The organism is Streptomyces sp. ALI-76-A (assembly GCF_030287445.1).
GTDB lineage: Bacteria > Actinomycetota > Actinomycetes > Streptomycetales > Streptomycetaceae > Streptomyces.
Genome location: NZ_JASVWB010000002.1, coordinates 1,338,488 through 1,355,590, shown reverse-complemented (window position 1 = coordinate 1,355,590; position 17,103 = coordinate 1,338,488). Strand labels below are relative to the sequence as shown.

At 74.0% G+C, this 17,103-nt stretch carries 16 protein-coding genes and 1 pseudogene; 7 read left to right on the top strand and 10 right to left on the bottom strand.

The features are described 5' to 3' along the window. Positions 1 to 177 precede the first annotated feature (177 nt). Positions 178 to 996 (top strand): putative protein N(5)-glutamine methyltransferase, encoded by an 819-nt coding sequence (locus QQS16_RS07035; RefSeq protein ID WP_286060747.1) that lies wholly within the window; start codon positions 178 to 180, stop codon positions 994 to 996. Positions 997 to 1,258: 262 nt separating this feature from the next. On the opposite strand, the gene QQS16_RS07030 is transcribed toward QQS16_RS07035, so the two are convergent. Both QQS16_RS07030 and QQS16_RS07025 read right to left on the bottom strand, forming a co-directional pair. Beyond that, positions 1,259 to 2,011, bottom strand: coding sequence for a hypothetical protein (locus QQS16_RS07030; protein WP_286060746.1), 753 nt, complete (start codon positions 2,009 to 2,011; stop codon positions 1,259 to 1,261). Positions 2,012 to 2,277: 266 nt separating this feature from the next. Continuing rightward, the gene (locus QQS16_RS07025) at positions 2,278 to 4,383 is read right to left on the bottom strand and encodes a SpoIIE family protein phosphatase (protein WP_286060745.1); all 2,106 of its coding nucleotides are present in this window, start codon (positions 4,381 to 4,383) and stop codon (positions 2,278 to 2,280) included. Positions 4,384 to 4,644: 261 nt separating this feature from the next. Between QQS16_RS07025 and QQS16_RS07020 the strand changes: the two genes are divergently transcribed. Next, a complete protein-coding gene (locus tag QQS16_RS07020; protein ID WP_286060744.1) occupies positions 4,645 to 5,520 on the top strand; it encodes a hypothetical protein in 876 nt (291 codons plus the stop codon). A gap of 242 nt (positions 5,521 to 5,762) precedes the next feature. On the opposite strand, the gene QQS16_RS07015 is transcribed toward QQS16_RS07020, so the two are convergent. Beyond that, on the bottom strand, positions 5,763 to 5,987 hold the full coding sequence (locus QQS16_RS07015; RefSeq protein ID WP_286060743.1) for a hypothetical protein: 225 nt from the start codon (positions 5,985 to 5,987) through the stop codon (positions 5,763 to 5,765). Between the two features lie 183 nt (positions 5,988 to 6,170). Between QQS16_RS07015 and QQS16_RS07010 the strand changes: the two genes are divergently transcribed. From QQS16_RS07010 to QQS16_RS07000, 3 genes are all read left to right on the top strand, one after another. After that, the gene (locus QQS16_RS07010) at positions 6,171 to 6,539 is read left to right on the top strand and encodes a hypothetical protein (protein WP_286060742.1); all 369 of its coding nucleotides are present in this window, start codon (positions 6,171 to 6,173) and stop codon (positions 6,537 to 6,539) included. A 318-nt stretch (positions 6,540 to 6,857) separates the two neighbouring features. Beyond that, entirely contained in the window at positions 6,858 to 8,873 is a 2,016-nt protein-coding gene (locus tag QQS16_RS07005) for an oxidoreductase (protein ID WP_286060741.1), read from the top strand. 31 nt (positions 8,874 to 8,904) lie between these two features. Then, entirely contained in the window at positions 8,905 to 9,486 is a 582-nt protein-coding gene (locus tag QQS16_RS07000) for a PadR family transcriptional regulator (RefSeq protein ID WP_286060740.1), read from the top strand. Positions 9,487 to 9,534: 48 nt separating this feature from the next. Here the strand turns inward: QQS16_RS07000 and QQS16_RS06995 are convergent, their stop codons facing one another. After that, positions 9,535 to 10,074, bottom strand: a complete 540-nt coding sequence (locus QQS16_RS06995; RefSeq protein WP_286060739.1) for a hypothetical protein — start codon at positions 10,072 to 10,074, stop codon at positions 9,535 to 9,537. A gap of 167 nt (positions 10,075 to 10,241) precedes the next feature. Then, the gene (locus QQS16_RS06990) at positions 10,242 to 11,240 is read right to left on the bottom strand and encodes a fibronectin type III domain-containing protein (RefSeq protein ID WP_286060738.1); all 999 of its coding nucleotides are present in this window, start codon (positions 11,238 to 11,240) and stop codon (positions 10,242 to 10,244) included. 360 nt (positions 11,241 to 11,600) lie between these two features. Between QQS16_RS06990 and QQS16_RS06985 the strand changes: the two are divergent. Continuing rightward, positions 11,601 to 12,307 (top strand): annotated as a pseudogene (locus QQS16_RS06985) (glycoside hydrolase family 75 protein). Positions 12,308 to 12,379: 72 nt separating this feature from the next. Here the strand turns inward: QQS16_RS06985 and QQS16_RS06980 are convergent. Beyond that, positions 12,380 to 13,141 carry an SDR family NAD(P)-dependent oxidoreductase gene (locus QQS16_RS06980; protein ID WP_286060737.1) on the bottom strand — a complete coding sequence of 254 codons (762 nt, stop codon included), beginning with the start codon at positions 13,139 to 13,141 and terminating at the stop codon, positions 12,380 to 12,382. A gap of 130 nt (positions 13,142 to 13,271) precedes the next feature. Between QQS16_RS06980 and QQS16_RS06975 the strand changes: the two genes are divergently transcribed. Continuing rightward, complete coding sequence (locus tag QQS16_RS06975; protein WP_286060736.1) at positions 13,272 to 13,910, top strand: TetR/AcrR family transcriptional regulator; 639 nt, start codon at positions 13,272 to 13,274, stop codon at positions 13,908 to 13,910. 88 nt (positions 13,911 to 13,998) lie between these two features. On the opposite strand, the gene QQS16_RS06970 is transcribed toward QQS16_RS06975, so the two are convergent. The 4 genes from QQS16_RS06970 to QQS16_RS06955 all read right to left on the bottom strand — a co-directional run bounded on the left by QQS16_RS06970 (position 13,999) and on the right by QQS16_RS06955 (position 16,890). Continuing rightward, positions 13,999 to 14,409, bottom strand: a complete 411-nt coding sequence (locus QQS16_RS06970; RefSeq protein ID WP_286060735.1) for a PTS-dependent dihydroxyacetone kinase phosphotransferase subunit DhaM — start codon at positions 14,407 to 14,409, stop codon at positions 13,999 to 14,001. Continuing rightward, positions 14,402 to 15,010 (bottom strand): dihydroxyacetone kinase subunit DhaL, encoded by a 609-nt coding sequence (gene dhaL, locus QQS16_RS06965; RefSeq protein WP_286060734.1) that lies wholly within the window; start codon positions 15,008 to 15,010, stop codon positions 14,402 to 14,404. Before dhaL ends, QQS16_RS06970 begins: the two co-directional genes overlap by 8 nt. A gap of 46 nt (positions 15,011 to 15,056) precedes the next feature. Continuing rightward, a complete protein-coding gene (gene dhaK / locus QQS16_RS06960; RefSeq protein WP_286060733.1) occupies positions 15,057 to 16,049 on the bottom strand; it encodes a dihydroxyacetone kinase subunit DhaK in 993 nt (330 codons plus the stop codon). Between the two features lie 376 nt (positions 16,050 to 16,425). Next, entirely contained in the window at positions 16,426 to 16,890 is a 465-nt protein-coding gene (locus QQS16_RS06955) for a hypothetical protein (protein ID WP_286060732.1), read from the bottom strand. Positions 16,891 to 17,103: the final 213 nt, after the last annotated feature.

The following is a 17,103-nucleotide window of genomic DNA, read 5'->3' as shown; positions in this document are numbered from 1 at the left end:
GCGGTCGTTGGGGTAATGTGACCGTCCGGCTGAGGGCAGTCCCAGCCGGACGTGTCGAGGAGGTGAGACCCATTACCGCTGTGTCAGGTCGGGTGCTCTCTCCTCGGACCGGCGCGGATCACCGTCTGTAGGTGACCGCGGGAGCGCCCTGTGGCTCCCGAAAGGCTTTCGGCTTCCATGCCCCCACTCCCTCCGCTCACACCACCCTCTTCCTCACCCTCCTCCCGGACCTCCGTCGTGGCCGCGCTGCGGGCCGCCGGCTGTGTCTTCGCCGAGGAGGAAGCGGCGCTGATCCTCGCCGCCGCCCGCACCCCCGCCGAGCTCGCCGGCCTGGTGGACCTCCGGGTGTCCGGCCGGCCCCTCGAACTCGTCCTCGGCTGGGCCGTGTTCCGCGGTCTGCGCGTCGCGGTGGAACCCGGCGTCTTCGTGCCCCGCCGCCGCACCGAGTTCCTCGTCGACCAAGCCCTCGCCCGCGTCCCCGACGCGGGCGTCGTCGTGGACCTGTGCTGCGGCTCGGGCGCGGTCGGCGCCGCCCTGGCCGCCGCGCTCGGGCCGGTCGAACTGCACGCCGCCGACATAGACCCCGCCGCGGTCCGCTGTGCCCGCCGTAACGTGGCCGCGGCGGGCGGCCAGGTCCATACGGGCGACCTGTTCGCGGCCCTGCCGACGGGCCTGCGGGGCCGCGTCGACATCCTCGCGGCGAACGTGCCCTACGTCCCCAGCGGCGAGGTCGCGCTGCTGCCCGCCGAGGCCCGCGAACACGAACCGCTGATCGCCCTCGACGGCGGCACGGACGGCCTGGACGTCCTCCGCCGGGTGGCGGCCGAGGCTCCCGGCTGGCTCGCGCCAGGGGGCTGCCTGCTGGTCGAGACGAGCGAACGCCAGGCCCCGGCAGCCGTCGAGGCCGTCACCCGCGGCGGTCTGAAACCCCGGCTGGCCGTGTCGGAGGAGGGATACGCCCACGTGGTGACCGGGAAGAAGCGCCAGTACCGCTGACAGGACCAGGCGCCGGGTGCCTCGGTGGCGGGCCGAGTCGCTGGGGCCGGGCCGCGCCGGACACGCGGGCGGGGCCGGGCCGAGGCGTTCCGGGCCGGGGGCGTCGTCCGCGTGGTGCGGGACCCGGTCGTCCAGGCACCTGCCCCGAGCGGCCGGAGCCGAGGCGGGCACGGGGCGCGGTGGGAGCGGGACGGGCGCCGCCGTCCCGCCGGACCAGTGCGTGCGGCCGACGGCCCCGTACCCCCGTACGAGGAGGCGGGTGTCAGCGTGCCTCGCCGCTCACCGACGGGCTGGGTGGCTTCCCGTCCCGGAAGCGGTGACCGGGGATCCTGTCACGCCAGTCGCCGAGTGCCTTCTCCTCCCAGTTCCCCGACAGGACGTGCCGCGCGGTCCTGGTGCCGTCGTCGGAGCGGGTGCCGACCAGGTACGCCGTGTCCCCCTTCCGCAAGGCATCGGAGCCGGAGGTGTCCCCGGGGAGGACCCGGACGTCCGCACCGACGGTCCAGGTCCACGTGGCCCCGTCCTCGCTCTTCACCGTGACCCGGTCGCCGTCCGCCTTCTCGACCGTGCCCCGCTGCCAGACCCGGACCACCCACTCGCCGGAGTCGCGGTCCTTGACGGTGGACTCGCCGTGCACCCCGTCACCACCGCGTCCGAACCACGGGCCGCGTCCGGGCCGGTCGCCGGGCCTGTCGGGCGACGCCGACGCCGATGCCGACGGCGACGCGGAACCGGAGGCCGCCGCGAGCGCTTCGCCGCCCGAGCCTCCTGAGCCTGACGAGGTGGCGGCGTACCCGACCGCGCCGCCCAGGGCCAGTACGGCGACCGTCGTCGCCGCGGCGACGGCACGGGCATGGGCGGACCGCCGCTCCCACCTCCCGCGCAGGCCTCCCGGAGCGCGCTCGGGTCCCGCTCCGCCGGGACCCGCGAGCACCTCCCGGTCCGCGCCCGTCCCCGCGGGCCGGCCGGACTGTTCCCCGCCGACGGTGTGTTCCTGCTCCGGATCGTGCGTCACGGCTCGCTCCCCTCGGCCACGGCGACGCGCCACCCGCGCTGCCACGCCTTGCTGTGATTGTGGGACGAGACCGGTAAGGAACAGGTAATTGGTTCCTGTGAGTGGAGACGCTAACCCCGGGCGCCCCAGGCATCCGGCTCCAGCTGATTCACCCGTCCGGAGCAGAGCCGCCCCATCCATCGCGCACCCCAGCCGCTGTCCGGCCGCCACTCGGCTTCGCCACGCGATCGCCCGCCCCAGCCGCTGCCCGACCGCCCTCGGCCGGCTCAGTCAGAGCGCCGCGCCTGGTCCGTCGTCCGCACGCGTGCGATCAGCAGCGCCACGTCGTCGGAGTTGTCCGGCTGGTGCAGGGTGCGCAGGAGCAGGTCGCAGACCTCCTCCAGGGGGCGGTCGGGGCCGTCGAGCAGTGCCAGCAGGGCGTTCAGGCGCTCGTCGAGCGGGTGCTGCCGTGTCTCGACGAGGCCGTCCGTGTACAACACGAGCCGGTCGCCCGGTTCCAGGTCGACCGTGGTCGTGGAGAACGCGACGCCGCCCACGCCCAGTGGCGCCCCCGTCGGGAGGTCGAGCAGTTCCGGGGGACGGCCGGTGCGGAGCCGGACGGGCGGCAGATGCCCGGCGTTGGCGATCCGGCACTGCCGCAGCCGCGGATCGTGGACGGCGTACACGCAGGTCGCGATGGAGTGGTCGAGGCCCTCGGTGATCCGGTCCAGGTGTTCCAGGAGACGGGCCGGATCGAGGTCGAGGGCGGCCAGGGTGTTCGTGGCGGTGCGCAGCCGGCCCATGGTCGCGGCGGCGTTGATGCCGCTGCCCATCACGTCGCCGACGACGAGCGCGGTCGTGCCCCCGTCCAGCGGGATCACGTCGAACCAGTCGCCGCCGACCTCCGCGGTCGCGCCCGCGGGCTGGTAGCGGGAGGCGACCTCCAGGCCACCGGTCACCGGCGGGTGGCTGGGCAGCAGGCTGCGCTGGAGGGTGAGGGCGGTGTCGCGGGCGTTCTGGTACCAGCGCGCGTTGTCGATCTGCACGGCCGCGCGGGACGCCAGCTCCCGCGCCAGCACCAGATCGTCCTCGCCGAAGGGCAGCGGATTGCGGCTGCGCTTGAGATCGAGTGCGCCGAGCACCTCACCGCGCGCGATCAGCGGTACGGCCAGATAGGAGTGGACGCCCGCCCGGGCCAGCCACTCGGCCGCCTCGGGGGAACGGGCGATGCGTGGCAGTTCCGCGGCCCCGACCTCCGCCACCAGCACCGGACGGCCCGTGCGCACGCACTCGGTGACGAGCCGGTCGGGAGCGTACCGGGCCACCTGGCCGGGCGGATCCGCCGCGGCGAGGGCGTCCGGGGCGTGGTCCGCAGCCACGGCCAGGGCGCGGATCACGGCCGGTTCGGCGGGGCCGAGGGTGCTCGGCCTGCCCTGCACGACCGCCTCCAGCAGGTCCACGGCGGCCACGTCGGCGAGCTCCGGCACCGCCACGTCGGCCAGCTCCCGCGCGGTGCGCTCCAGGTCCAGGGTGGTGCCGATGCGGGTGGTGGCGTCGGCGACCAGCGCCAGGCGCCGCCGCGCCCCCTCCGCCTCGACGGCCGCCCGGTGCTGCGCGGTGACGTCCACGACCGAGCAGGCCACGCCCAGCACGTTGTCCAGGGCGTCCTCCAGCCGGTACAGGGAGACCGTCCAGGCGTGCTCCTCGTCCGGGTCGGCGGGGGTGCGGCCGACGACCTGCCGGTCGACGACGGGCCGGCCGCTCTCCAGCACCTCACGGGCCGCGGCCGCCACGGTGTCGGCGTCGAGGTGCGGGAGCACCTCGTGGATGGTGCGCCCGACGTGCTCCTCGGCCGGTGTCCCGTTGATCCGCTCCAGCGCCGGATTGACGGAGACGTAGCGCAGGTCGGTGTCCAGCACGGCCAGTCCGATCGGGGACTGGGCGACCATCCGGGTCGACAGCGCCACGTCCCGCTCCAGCTGCCGTACGGTCGTCTGGTCGGCGGCGAGGCCCAGGGCGTAGACGTCTCCCCGGTCGTCCAGGAGACGCATGTTGCGGAACTCGACGAGCCGCGTGCTGCCGTCCTTGCGCCGGACGGGGAAGGCCCCGGCCCAGTTCTGGCCGGTCTCCATGACATCGGCGAACAGTTTGACGACCAGGTCGACGTGCTGTTCGTGGACCATGATCCGGGCCGCGTACTCGCCCAGCGCCTCCTGGGCCGAATAGCCGAACAGCTCCTCGGCCTGCGGGCTCCACAGCACGATCCGCCCCTCGGTGTCCAGCACCACCGAGGCCACGCCGAGCACGTCGAGCAGGCCGCCCGGGCGCACCGGGGCGCGCACCGGCTCGCCGCTCCCGGGCGCGGGAATCCCGGCCGCTCCGGCTGCTCCCATGCCACGCACCGCCTTCGACCGTTCTCGTGGCACACCGTTCCCGGTGCCGACTCCCCTTGTTCTATCGCGTTCGACCACGCCGCGGCGCCTCGTCCGCCTCTTCCACCCTCCTCCGGCGCGGCGGCGGCCGTCCGGTGAGGGCACCGCGAGGACGTGACCGGGCCGTCGACCGCCGTTCCTACATTGGTCTGTACATGACCACCTTGACCGGCCAGACTGTCCGCCGAGCACGCCCGCCCCCCACCCCGAGGAGCCGTCTCCATGCCCCTGCGCGCCCGGCACCGTCGCCGCACGGTCCTCGCCGCCCTCGTCTCCCTCACCGCCGCCGCCGTGCTGTCCTCCGCCCCGCCGGCCTCCGCCGCCGACACCTGGACCGAGGTGGGCTCCGACCGCGCCGACCCGCTGACCGAGAGCCAGGGCCTCGCCTCGGTCGAGGTCCCGGCCGGCGCCGCCAACCGGTACACCGGGATCGGCACCATCCCCGTGGGCCTGAGCACTCGGGGCTGGAACCATGTGGGCGACCCCGACGCCTCGTACGACGGCCACTACATCGAGCCCTACCAGCGCGACTCCGGCACCACGAAGATGTTCCGGGTGCAGTCGCCGGGCGGCGGCTGGTCGGAGTACGTCCACACGCTCAGTCCGGGCGAGGCGCTGAACAACTCCTGGGCCGCCGTCTCGCCCGGCGGGCAGTGGATGCTGGCGGGTGAGTACGGGACCATGAACCGGTTGCTCGTCTTCCCCACCCCGGGCGTCAACCCGAGCACCTCGCCGTCGGCGAACCTCCCGCAGGTGGCCACCGTCCGCCTCGACCGGGCCGTACGTGACGTCCAGGGCTGCGACTTCCTCGGCGCCACCCGGCTGCTGTGCTCCTCCGACGACTCGGCGGGCACCCTCTTCGGCATCACCAAGCCGCTGCTCCAGATCGACCTGTCCGCCGAACCGAACGGCACCTCCGACGTCACCGGCCACGTCAGCGCCCTCCGCCAGCTCCCCCTGCGCAGCTCCTGCTCGGGCACCTTCGAGACGGAGGGCATCGACTACGACCGCCGCACCGGGACCCTGCGCGTGATCGTCGTGTCGCCGGGCTTCTGCGTGCTGACGGACAGCAAGACCTACCGCTTCACCCGGAACTGAGGCGCGCAGGCTCACCAGGGCGGGCGGCGGCACGGGCGCGCGTCGCGGCGGGCGTCCCGGTCCTCGCGGTCCGGGCCCTAGTGCCGTGGCAGGCGACGTTCGCCCCGTCGCGACGCCCGGCACGCCCTCTCGCCGCACCGGCCGAAAGCCCGAGTACATCCAGTACGAGGGCTTCCGGCCGGCACGCCGAGAGCACGCACCGGACGCCGCTCCTTGACGGGCAGACGTTGCCTGCCGCGGCACTAGTCGGGGGCCGTGCCGTTCCAGTCGTAGGGGCCGCCGCCCCGCCACTCGATCAGCGTGGGGTCGTCGACGGCCGTGTCCTGCGCGGGCAGGCCCGCTCGGTGCAGGAACTCGAGCACGTCGAAGAGGCTGTACGCGATGCCCGCGCGCTCGCCATGAACCGTCACCTGCCGCCCGCCGTCCGGCGAGGGCGCGAGCACGACCACGGGCGGATCCTCTTCCATAGCTCCACCATGCGCCGCGACGGGCCGGCACGCAGCTCTGCGGGGGCTGATCGGTAGGACCGGTCGTCGCGTGGGCGCGGCGGTGCCGGTAGTGCTCCGGCGCCGCTGGTGGTTCCCTGGGGGGTGGGGCGGTCGCGCGGAGTGTGCGCGCACCGCGCCGCGGCCACGAGAGGAGCGATCACGATGGACGGTCAGCGACCGCATCCGGAATCCGTCTCGGTGGAGATCAGCGGGTGCAGCAAGCACGACGCCCGGATCGTGTTCGACGCGCTCTGCGGGTGCTTCGCGTCCGACCGGTGTGCCGAGGACGTACCCGAGGACCTCTCACAGACCCGCCCCACGGTGTGGCTCGGCACGTTCGATGTCACCGAGACGCACGAGGGTGCCAGCCCCGCCCGGCTCTCCTCCTCCGTCATCGCCGACGTGCAGGGCGGCTACTGGGCGATCGACCGGTTCCGCACCACCCTGGACTCCCTGTTCTCCGTGCACGACCTGTCCACGGCGTCCGGGGACCAGGAGAAGGAACTGCACGTACGGCTGGAGAGCAGGTGACCTCCTCCGCGCAGGAGTAGCGAGGGGCCGTCCGGAGAGACGACGGCCCCCAGTCCTCCTGGGCGCCGGCCACCCAGTCCTCCTGGGTGCCGGCCACCCAGTCCTCCTGGGCGCTGGACGCCCGGCACCCCGCGCTGCTCGCCGCACTCCGAACGATCATGCCTGCCCACAGCCCCTGCGGTCCTGCCGGCCTGGCACTGGGCACTCCGCTCGCCGACGTGGCCCGGATCACCCCACCTCGTTGTGCAACTAGTTGCATAAAGGGGGTGCGGTCCTCTACAACAAGAGGGCACGACACCGCCGCGCACGGAGGGCCCGATGAGCCGTTACCCGCACCTGATGACCCCGCTCGACCTGGGCTTCACCACGCTGCCCAACCGCGTCCTCATGGGCTCGATGCACGTCGGCCTGGAGGAGGCCGAGCGGGGCTTCGAGCGCATGGCGGCGTTCTACGCGGCCCGCGCCCGCGGGGGAGTGGGCCTGATCGTCACCGGCGGCATCGCGCCCAACGACGAGGGGCGGCCCGGAGAGGGCGGCGCCAAGCTCACCACCGACGCCGAGGCCGAGAAGCACGCGATCGTCACCGATGCCGTGCACCGCGAAGGCGGCCGCATCGCGATGCAGATCCTGCACTTCGGCCGGTACGCCTACCACCCGGACCTCGTCGCACCGAGCCCGCTCCAGGCGCCGATCAGCCCGTTCCAGCCCCGCGCCCTCACGGACGCCGAGGTCGAGCGGACCATCGACGACTACGCCCGCGCCGCGCGCCTCGCCCGGCAGGCCGGTTACGACGGCGTCGAGATCATGGGCTCCGAGGGCTACCTGATCAACGAGTTCACCGCCGCGCAGACCAACCACCGCACCGACCGCTGGGGCGGCTCGTACGAGAACCGCATGCGCTTCCCCGTCGAGATCGTCCGGCGGGTGCGCGAGGCCGTCGGCGAGGACTTCATCGTCGTCTACCGCCTGTCGATGCTGGACCTCGTGCCCGGCGGGTCGACGCTCGACGAGGTGATCACCCTCGCCCGGGCCGTCGAGGCCGCCGGAGCGACCATCATCAACACCGGCATCGGCTGGCACGAGGCGCGTATCCCCACCATCGCCACCTCCGTGCCGCGCGGCGCCTACACCTGGGTGACGAAGCGGCTCATGGGGCAGGTGACGGTCCCGCTCGTCACCACCAACCGCATCAACACCCCCGAGGTCGCCGAGGAGTTGCTCGCCGACGGCTGCGCCGACATGGTGTCCATGGCACGTCCGATGCTCGCCGATCCCGACTTCGTCGCCAAGGCCGCGGCCGGCCGGCCCGAGGCCATCAACACCTGCATCGGCTGCAACCAGGCGTGCCTGGACCACACGTTCAGCGGCCGGATCACGTCCTGCCTGGTCAACCCGCGCGCCTGTCACGAGACCGAGCTGGTGCTGTCGCCGACCCGGCGGCGCAGGCGGGTGGCCGTGGTGGGCGCCGGACCGGCGGGCCTGGCCTGTTCCGTGAGCGCGGCAGAACGGGGCCACGAGGTCACCCTCTTCGACGCCGCCGCCGAGATCGGCGGCCAGCTCAACGTCGCCCGCAAGGTCCCCGGCAAGCAGGAGTTCGACGAGACGCTGCGCTACTTCCGCCACCGGCTCGACGAAGAGGGCGTGGACGTACGGCTCGGCACCTGGGTGTCGGCCGGCGACCTCGCCGACTACGACGAGGTCGTCGTCGCCACCGGCGTCAGCCCGCGCACCCCCGACATCCCCGGCATCGACCACCCCAGCGTCGTCGGCTACCTCGACGTCCTGCGCGACCGGGTCCCGGTCGGTGACCGCGTCGCCGTCCTCGGCGCGGGCGGCATCGGCTTCGACGTCGCCGAGTACCTGACCGACGGCGGCGACAAGGCGACCGAGGACCCGGCGACGTACTTCCGCCAGTGGGGCGTGGACATGGACTACCGGGGGCCCGGCGGGCTCGCCGCCCCCGAGCGGCCCGCCCCGCCGCGCACGGTCCACCTGCTCCAGCGCAAGACCACCAAGGTCGGCGCGGGCCTCGGCAAGACCACCGGCTGGATCCACCGCACCGAGCTCAAGCACCGTGGCGTCACCATGGTCCCGGGGGTGCGCTACGACCGTGTCGACGACGCCGGGCTGCATGTCACCGTCGGTGACGCGAGCACGGTCCTGGAGGTCGACACCGTCGTGCTGTGCACCGGACAGGAGCCGCGCCGCGAGCTGTACGACGCGCTCGTCGCCGCGGGCCGCTCCGCGCACCTCATCGGCGGTGCCGACGTGGCCGCCGAACTGGACGCCAAGCGGGCGATCAAGCAGGGGACCGAGCTGGCGGCGACCCTGTAGGGCCGTGCGCCGGCCTCCCTAGGATGACTCCATGTCACTCCCGCACGCGATCCTCACCGCTCTGCTCGAGAAGCCGTCGTCGGGCCTCGAACTGGCCCGCCGGTTCGACAAGTCGATCGGCTACTTCTGGTCGGCGACGCATCAGCAGATCTACCGCGAGCTGGGGAGACTGGAGGCGCAGGGACACATCCGCGCCCTGCCGGCCGAGCAGCCGGCCCGCGGGCAGAAGAAGAGCTACGAGGTGCTGCCCGCGGGCCGCGCGGAACTGGCCCGCTGGAGCGCCGCCGCCCAGGACCCCAAGCCGCTGCGGGACGTGCTGCTGCTGCGGCTGCGGGCGGCGGCCGTGGTGGGGACGGCCGGCATCGAGGCCGACCTGCGCCGCCATCTCGACCTGCACCGGAGGCAGTTGGCCGAGTACGAGGAGATCGAGCAGCGCGACTTCCCGCCCGGCAAGGACAGTCCCGAGGACCGGTTGCGGCACCTCGTCCTGCGGGCGGGCATCGACCTGGAGACCTTCTGGACGCGGTGGCTCAACCACGCCCTGGAGGAGATCGCCGGCCTGCCCGCCGATCAGGGAGCACCGGACTCCGGGCCTGCCGGTCGGCACGGGTGAGTCCTCGGGGCCCGGCGGTCGGAGCCGGTGGGGCCCCGGATCCGCCGGTCAGAACCGGTACGGCTTCGAACGGCGGCGCAGGAACCAGGCCGTGGCCAGCACCCCCGCCCCCACCAGGGTCCCGCCGGCCGCCAGCGTGAGCGTGCCGAAGTCCTTCGTGCCGCCGCCCACCCCGCCCATGACACCCCGCGAGGGTGAGGTCGTGGCGGACACCGTGGGCGTCGCGGCGGCGGAGACGATGACGGCCTGGCGGCCCGCCTGTGTCCCGTCCTTGTTGCAGATCACGATCACCGTGTACGTACCCGGACTCACGTTGGACCACAGCGCCGACTGGCTGGCGTTGGTGCCGGCCAGGTCGGCCTGGCGGCCCTGCGCGAAACTCGTCTGGCCGCTGGTCAGCAGGGAGGCCCTGCCGAAGCCGTTGGCGTTGCTGGTGCACGCGCTGGTCGTGACCGAGACCGTGGACCCGTTGGTGCTCACGGAGATCCCCGAAGCGGCCGCGGCCGGCCCCGCGGCCAGGGTGAGCGGCAGCGCGACGGCGGCCGCCCCGGTCAGGCAGGAGCGAAGGAGTGGCTGAGTAGTGTGCATGGGACTGCCCTCCGGCGGCACGGTCGGCGGTACATCCCTGGTGCCGCCGAAGGTCGGGGAACGCCCGTGCTGCCTCAGGGGAATCCCATGTGTTCCCGGCCCGCCCCGCACCCGGACGGCAGCCGTACAGGTGACGGGTTCCTTCCGCCGGCGGGCCCGGGCCCTCGCTACGCCCCGGTCGTCACCGTCCGCTCCGGCGAGAAGCCGCCCCAGGTGCCGTCCGGCAGCTTCGCCCGGATCCGCACCCGGTGCGAGACCCCGGCGTCCGGTCCCAGGTAGAAGCTGTACTCCGCCCGTCGGTCGCGCGGCGCGGACCCGCCGTAGACGAGCGAGGTCGCCGGGCGGCCGTCGAGCTGGATCTGGTACTCCGTCACCACCCCGTCCGTCCGCGGCGGCAGCCAGGACAGGTCGAGGTGGTACGCCCCGTCGGCACGGTGGGTCGTCGCGCGGAAGCCGGTCGGGGCGGTGCCCCGTCCGTCGCCGGTGCCCGCGGTGGTCAGCCGGACGGAGCCGCTCGCGGGGGAGACGTTGTCGGCCGCGTCCCGCGCCCGGACCGTGAAGGAGTAGCGCGTGCCCGGCCGAAGCCCCGTCACCACGGCCGCCGTCTGGCTCCCGCCCACACTGTGGATCTTCGTGGCGCCCTGATGGATGTCGTACGACACCACGTCCCGATCGTCCGGGGCGGCGGACCAGGACAGCTGGACGGCCCGGCTCCCGACCACCCGGCCGGTCAGCCCAGCCGGACGGGCCGGAGCCGAGCGGTCCGCCGCCTCCGCCGCCGGAGTCGTCGCCCGCACCTCCCGGCTGGGCGGCCCCAGGCGCCCCTCGGTGTCGCGTGCCCGCACGGAGAAGGCGTACACCGTGGACGGCTTCAGCCTGGTGACATCCACCATGTGCTGTGAACCCGGCGCCTCCTCGACCTTTGTGGTGCCGCGAAATATCTCGTAACCGCTGACGCCGCCGGGCACGGACACGGCGTTCCACATGACGTGCACGGTGGTCGCGCTGCCGGCGTCGGCGGTGACGCCGAGGGGCGCGCCGGGCGGTCCGCCGCTCCCGCCGTCGCCCGCCGCGGGCCCACCGCACGAGACGAGCAGGGTGAGCGCGGCGCCGAGCGCCACGCACCGGCCCGGCGCGGCCGAACGGGAAGCGGAAAGGGATCGCACGGCGCTGCCTCCGGGGACGGCACACGGTAAAGGTCCGGACCAATATGGCCCGGGCGGTGCGGACCCATCAAGGGGCCGGTCGTCGTCGGCCGCCCGCGGACGTTCCGTATGCTGAGGTTCCGGGCTGCCGAACTCTCAACGGAGACGGGGGAGTTCAGGCCGCGGGCGCGGATCGCTGTCGTCGCTGTTCCCGCGCCGGCGCGGGTGTCCGGGGCCGGAGTCTGTCGCGGACTCAGGTACCCGGCACCCGTCGGCAGTTCGGGGCCCGCACCGTCCGGACCTCCACGGGTGGCCGCCTGGCCGGGACGGCGCCACAGTGGGCTGAGTGTCCGTCAGCGCCCCAGGAGAGGGTCCCTCATCGTGCGTCCCCCGTCCCTGACGCTGGCCGGGGCAGGCGTCGCGCTGTTCGCTCCGACGACGTTGCCGGCCCCGGCCGTCGAGCACCGGATCCTTACCCACGGGGAGCCGGTGGTGCGGCGCGAGGGCGACGTCCGCGCCGCCGACCTGCTGGCCGCGGTGGGTGCCGACGTTCCCGTCTCCCGGGGCCGTTACCGCGGCGACGTGGGCCTGCCCGCCCGGATCCCGGTCTGCGGTACCCGGGAACCGTGTTCTGGAAGGCAGACCTGGACATCGCCTGCGACGGACGGCCCGGCCGCCCGTGCAACCGCGACACCGACCCGCTGTTCTCGGACGGTACGGCCTATCCGCAGTCCGACGGCCGCCCGTTGAGCGCGGAAGAGCTTCCGTACGTCGTTGTGCCCGCCCCGAGCCACCTCTGGGACCACCGCGCGAGCGACGTCCACGGCGGCTCGGTGGTCGCCGTCGTCCACCGTGACCGCGTGCGGTACGCGGTCGTCGGGAACATCGGCCCGCACGACATCATCGGCGAGGCCTCCTACGCCACCGCCGAGGGCCTCGGCATCCGCCCCGACCCGCGCGGCGGCGGCACCGACTCCGACGTCACCTCCATCGTCTTCAAGGGCACCCGGGTGGCGCCCGTCGAGGACCATGCGGGTGCCGTACTGATCGGGGAGCGGCCGGCACGGCAGTTCGTGCGCGGCCGGTGAGGCACCGGGGTGGCGGCGGGCCGGCGCGTGCCGGGCTGCCGGCCGATCGCCGCGGTGCGCCGGCCGGTGTCGTCAGACCGCCGACCAGCCGTCGTCGACCGGCAGGATCACGCCGTTGATGTTGCTCGCCGCGTCCGAGGCGAGGAACACGATGGCGGCGGCCTGCTCCTCGGGCCGGGCCACGCGGCCGAGGTTCACGAAGTGCGGGCCGATCGCCGCCGGGCCGTGCGCACCCTGCTCGACGTCCACGACGAGGGAGGTCGCCGTGCCGCCGGGGGCGATGGCGTTCGCCCGGATGCCCTGCTTGCGGTACATCACCGCGAGGTTCTTCGTCAGCCCCACCACCCCGTGCTTCGAGGCCGTGTACGCGGCGCCCGCGGCGCTGCCCCGCAGGCCGGCCTCCGACGCGGTGCTCACGATCGCCCCCTTGCCCGCGGCCAGCATGTGCGGCAGCACCGCCCGCGTGAGCAGGAAGGGCGCGGTGAGGTTGACCCGGATGACCCGCTCCCACTCCGCGTCGCTCACGTCCGCCAGCGCGGACATGCGGTCCATGATCCCGGCGTTGTTGACCAGGACGTCGATGCCGCCGAACCGCTCCAGGGCGGTCGCGGCCACCCGGTCCACCACCGTCTGCTCGCTCAGGTCCCCGGTGACGGCGACCGCGGTCCCGCCCGCCTGCTCGATCTTCTCGACGACCGCCTGAGCGCCTTCCTCGTCGAGGTCGGCGACCACGACGCGGTCACCCTGGGCGGCGAAGGCCAGGGCGGCGGCGCGCCCGATGCCCGAACCCGCCCCGGTGACGATGACAGCGCGTCCGTCGAGTGTGTCGGTCATGAGGTGTTCCCATCCGTCTCTCCAGGGGCTCCGGCCCGGCCGGCCCCCACCCTAGCGACTTAATGTCTGTCAGTGACGAAAAGTCGTGGTGGAGAATCCGGGGGAGTGAGGACCATCAGCCGGAGGAACGATGACCGCGACACGCGGACGCACGGGGAGACCGCCCCTCACCGAGGAGCGCAGGGCCGAGATCCGGCGGGAGATCGCCCGGGCCGCGGTGGACCTGTTCGTCACCCAGGGCGTCGCGGCGACCACCGGTGAGCAGATCGGGCAGGCGGTCGGCGTCTCGGCGCGGACCGTGTGGCGGTACTTCCCGAGCAAGGAGAGCTGCGTACGGCCGCTGTTCTCGGCGGGCATCGACGTGATCGCCGCCTGTCTGCGCGCGTGGGTCCCCGGCCGTCCCCTGGAGCGGCTCTTCGACGAGCAGCTCACCAAGGCGCACGGCTTCGCCGACGGTCCCGACGGGGCCACCGTCCGGGCCCTGGTCCGGCTGACCCGCACCGAGCCGGGACTGCGCGCCGTCTGGCTCCAGACGTACGACGAGGCCGAACCCGCGTTCGCCCGCGCCCTCGCCGAACGGGCCGGGCTGCCCGCCGACGACCTGCGGCCGACGATCCGGGCGGCCATGTTCAACGCGGCCCTGCGCGCGGCCGTCGAGCACTACGCGTGGCGCGGCGCCGACCCGCCGGCCGACCCCGCGACGGCGGCGGCCGAGCTGGGGGCGACCCTGCGCTCGGCGCTCGCCGTCGCGGCGGAAGGGCTCAGATAGCGGCCGCCAGGGGTTCAGGCAGCCGGCCGCCAGGGTCCAGTCAGCGGCCGCCAGGGGTTCAGTCAGCGGCCGCCTCCAGGAGCGGGTCTCACACCTTCCGGTACGTGTACGCCTCCGCGGCCGCCGCCTCCACCGCCGCGAGGTCGGCCCCGGTGGACGCCGTGACCACCGCGGCCACCGCGCCCTCGACGAACGGGGCGTCCACCAGGCGGGTGCCGGCCGGGAGTTCGTCGCCCTCGGCGAGCAGGGCCTTCACGGTGAGCACCGAGCTGCCCAGGTCGGTGAGGACGGCGACTCCGGCACCCCGGTCGACGGAGGCGGCCGCGGCGGCGATCAGCTCCGCGCTGGTCCCGAGCCCGCCGCCCCCGGTGCCGCCCGCCGGGGCGACGGGCACCGCCGTACCGCCGCCCGCGAGGCCCTTCGCCAGCTCGGCGACCGACGCGGCGACCTCCGCGCTGTGCGACACCAGCACGATCCCGACCAGCCTCTCGTCACTCACCGGACACCTCCTGGGCCGCGGAGAGCGCCGCGATCAGCAGCGAGGCCGAGGTGGCACCCGGATCCTGGTGTCCGACGCTGCGTTCCCCGAGGTAGCTCGCCCTGCCCTTGCGGGCCCGCAAGGGCGTGGTCGCCAGGGCACCCTCCTCGGCGGCGGCCCGTGCCGCGGCGAAGCCGTCGCCGAGCGCGTCGACGGCCGGCACCAGCGCGTCGATCATGGTCTTGTCGCCGGGTGCGGCACCGCCGAGCGTCCTGACCGCGTCCACCCCGGCCCGCAGCGCCTCGGCGAACCGTTCCTCGCCGACCTCCCCGGCGTCCCCGAGGGCCTTGCCGGTGCGGCGCAGCAGCGTCCCGTAGAGCGGGCCGGACGCACCGCCGACGGTCGAGATGAGCGTGCGGCCGGCGAGCGTGAGGACCGCACCCGGTGTGCCGGGCGCCTCCTTCTCCAGGGTCGCGGTGACCGCGGTGAACCCGCGCCGCAGATTGGTGCCGTGGTCGGCGTCCCCGATGGCCGAGTCGAGCGAGGTGAGCCGTTCCGCCTCACGGTCGACGGACGCGGCGGTCGCCGTCATCCAACGGCGGAAGAAGTCGGCGTCGAGCACTGGATCTCCTTGCGTGGTCGGTACGTGGTGAGCGCCTGCCGCCGGTTCACACGCCCCAGCGCAGGCCCGGCGTCTTCACCGGGGCGTCCCACAGGCGCAGCAGCTCCTCGTCGATCTGGCACAGGGTGACCGAGGCGCCGGCCATGTCGAGGGAGGTGACGTAGTTGCCGACGAGGGTGCGGGCGACCGCGACCCCGCGCTCGGCGAGCACCCGCTGCACCTCGGCGTTGAAGCCGTACAGCTCCAGCAGCGGGGTGGAGCCCAGGCCGTTGACGAGGACCAGGACCGGATTGCGCGGACCGAAGTCGTCCAGGATCGCGCCGACCGAGAAGTCGGCGATCTCCCGCGAGGTCATCATCGCCCGCCGCTCCCGGCCCGGCTCGCCGTGGATACCGATCCCCAGCTCCAGCTCACCGGCCGGCAGGTCGAAGGTGGGGGTGCCCTTGGCGGGCGTGGTGCACGCGCTGAGCGCGACGCCGAAACTGCGGGAGTTCTCGTTGACCTGCCGGGCCACCGCCTCCACCTGCTCCAACGGCTGCCCCTCCTCCGCGGCGGCCCCGGCGATCTTCTCCACGAACAGGGTCGCGCCCGTGCCGCGCCGGCCCGCCGTGTACAGGCTGTCGGTGACCGCCACGTCGTCGTCGACCAGTACCTTGGCGACCTGGATGCCCTCGTCCTCGGCGAGTTCGGCCGCCATGTCGAAGTTGAGCACGTCGCCCGTGTAGTTCTTCACGATGAACAGCACCCCGGCCCCGCTGTCCACGGCCGCCGCCGCCCGCACCATCTGGTCCGGCACCGGCGACGTGAACACCTCGCCCGGGCAGGCCGCCGAGAGCATTCCGGGCCCCACGAACCCACCGTGCAGCGGCTCGTGCCCCGATCCGCCACCGGAGATCAGGCCGACCTTCCCGGCCACGGGAGCGTCCCGCCGTACGATCACCCGGTTCTCCACGTCGACGGTCAACTCGGGATGGGCCGCGGCCACACCGCGCAGCGCGTCGGCGACCACGGTCTCGGGGACGTTGATGAGCATCCTCATGGGTACCTCCTGGTGAGCCTGGTACATCGACCTCTGACCAGTGTGCTCGCTGGTGGGATCGGATGCGATCACTTCCCGATCTCGGGGGTCGTCGCAGGGTCCGGCCTTCCTCGCCGGCCGATGACGGCGCAGGGTCACCGCGGTCCCGGTCCGCGGCCGTCGGCGACCGAGCGTTCCGCCCCGGCCCGGCGCGACGCGGTGCCGTCGTGACCCGCCATGGCTGCCGTCCGTCGCCCGGCGGGGGGCCGGAAGGCCGGCGTCACCAGCGCCACGGCCGCCGTGACCAGGAACGCGGCCGACGGGACGGGCGGCCCGGCGACTGCCGCACCGCCGCGACCGGTGGCTCGTGGTCGGTCCTGCGGGCCCGGCGGGAGTGTCAGTGGGGGGTGGGCCGGCGGTGGAACCAGTGCTGCTTGTGGTGGGGGCGGTCGGCGGCGTACGCGGGGTCGTCGTCCCGGCTCGGCGCCTGCGGCGCCCGCGCGTCGGCGGTGCCGTGCTCGTCGGGCGGCGCACCGCGTTCCCGCTCGGCCGCGGCGGTCCCGCGCCGGGGCTGGACGAACCCGCGACGTGCCGTACGGCCGCGACGAGCGGTGCGGCGTGCGCCGGCCAGCAGAAGGCCCAGCCCGAGCAGCCCCACGGCGCCGACGGCCATGCCGTAGAGGAACAGCGTGCCGGTGGAGCCGGTGACGTCGTAGCCGAAGACCGAGAACTCACCGGTGAGTTCATGGGCTCCGCCCTCATTGGACAGCACGCCCGCGGTGCCGATGACGACTGCGGCGACAAGGATGATGAGTCCGACGATGACCATGACGCGCTCCCGGGTTCCGCTGCCTGTTCCCACGGTAGAACCGTTCGGCCCGACCAGCGATTCTGGCGAGGAGCGCAGGGAATCGACGCACCTCGCCGCGCGGACGGAGAACCCGGGTGGGGCTCGCGGTGGCCACCCGGGCCGGCGACGTGCGCCCTATGGTTGAGGCGGGTGGTCGGTACGGTGTCCGGGCCGATGTGAGCGTCGTGCGTGACGAGCGGCCGGAGTGGGCCGTCGCGCCGGCGC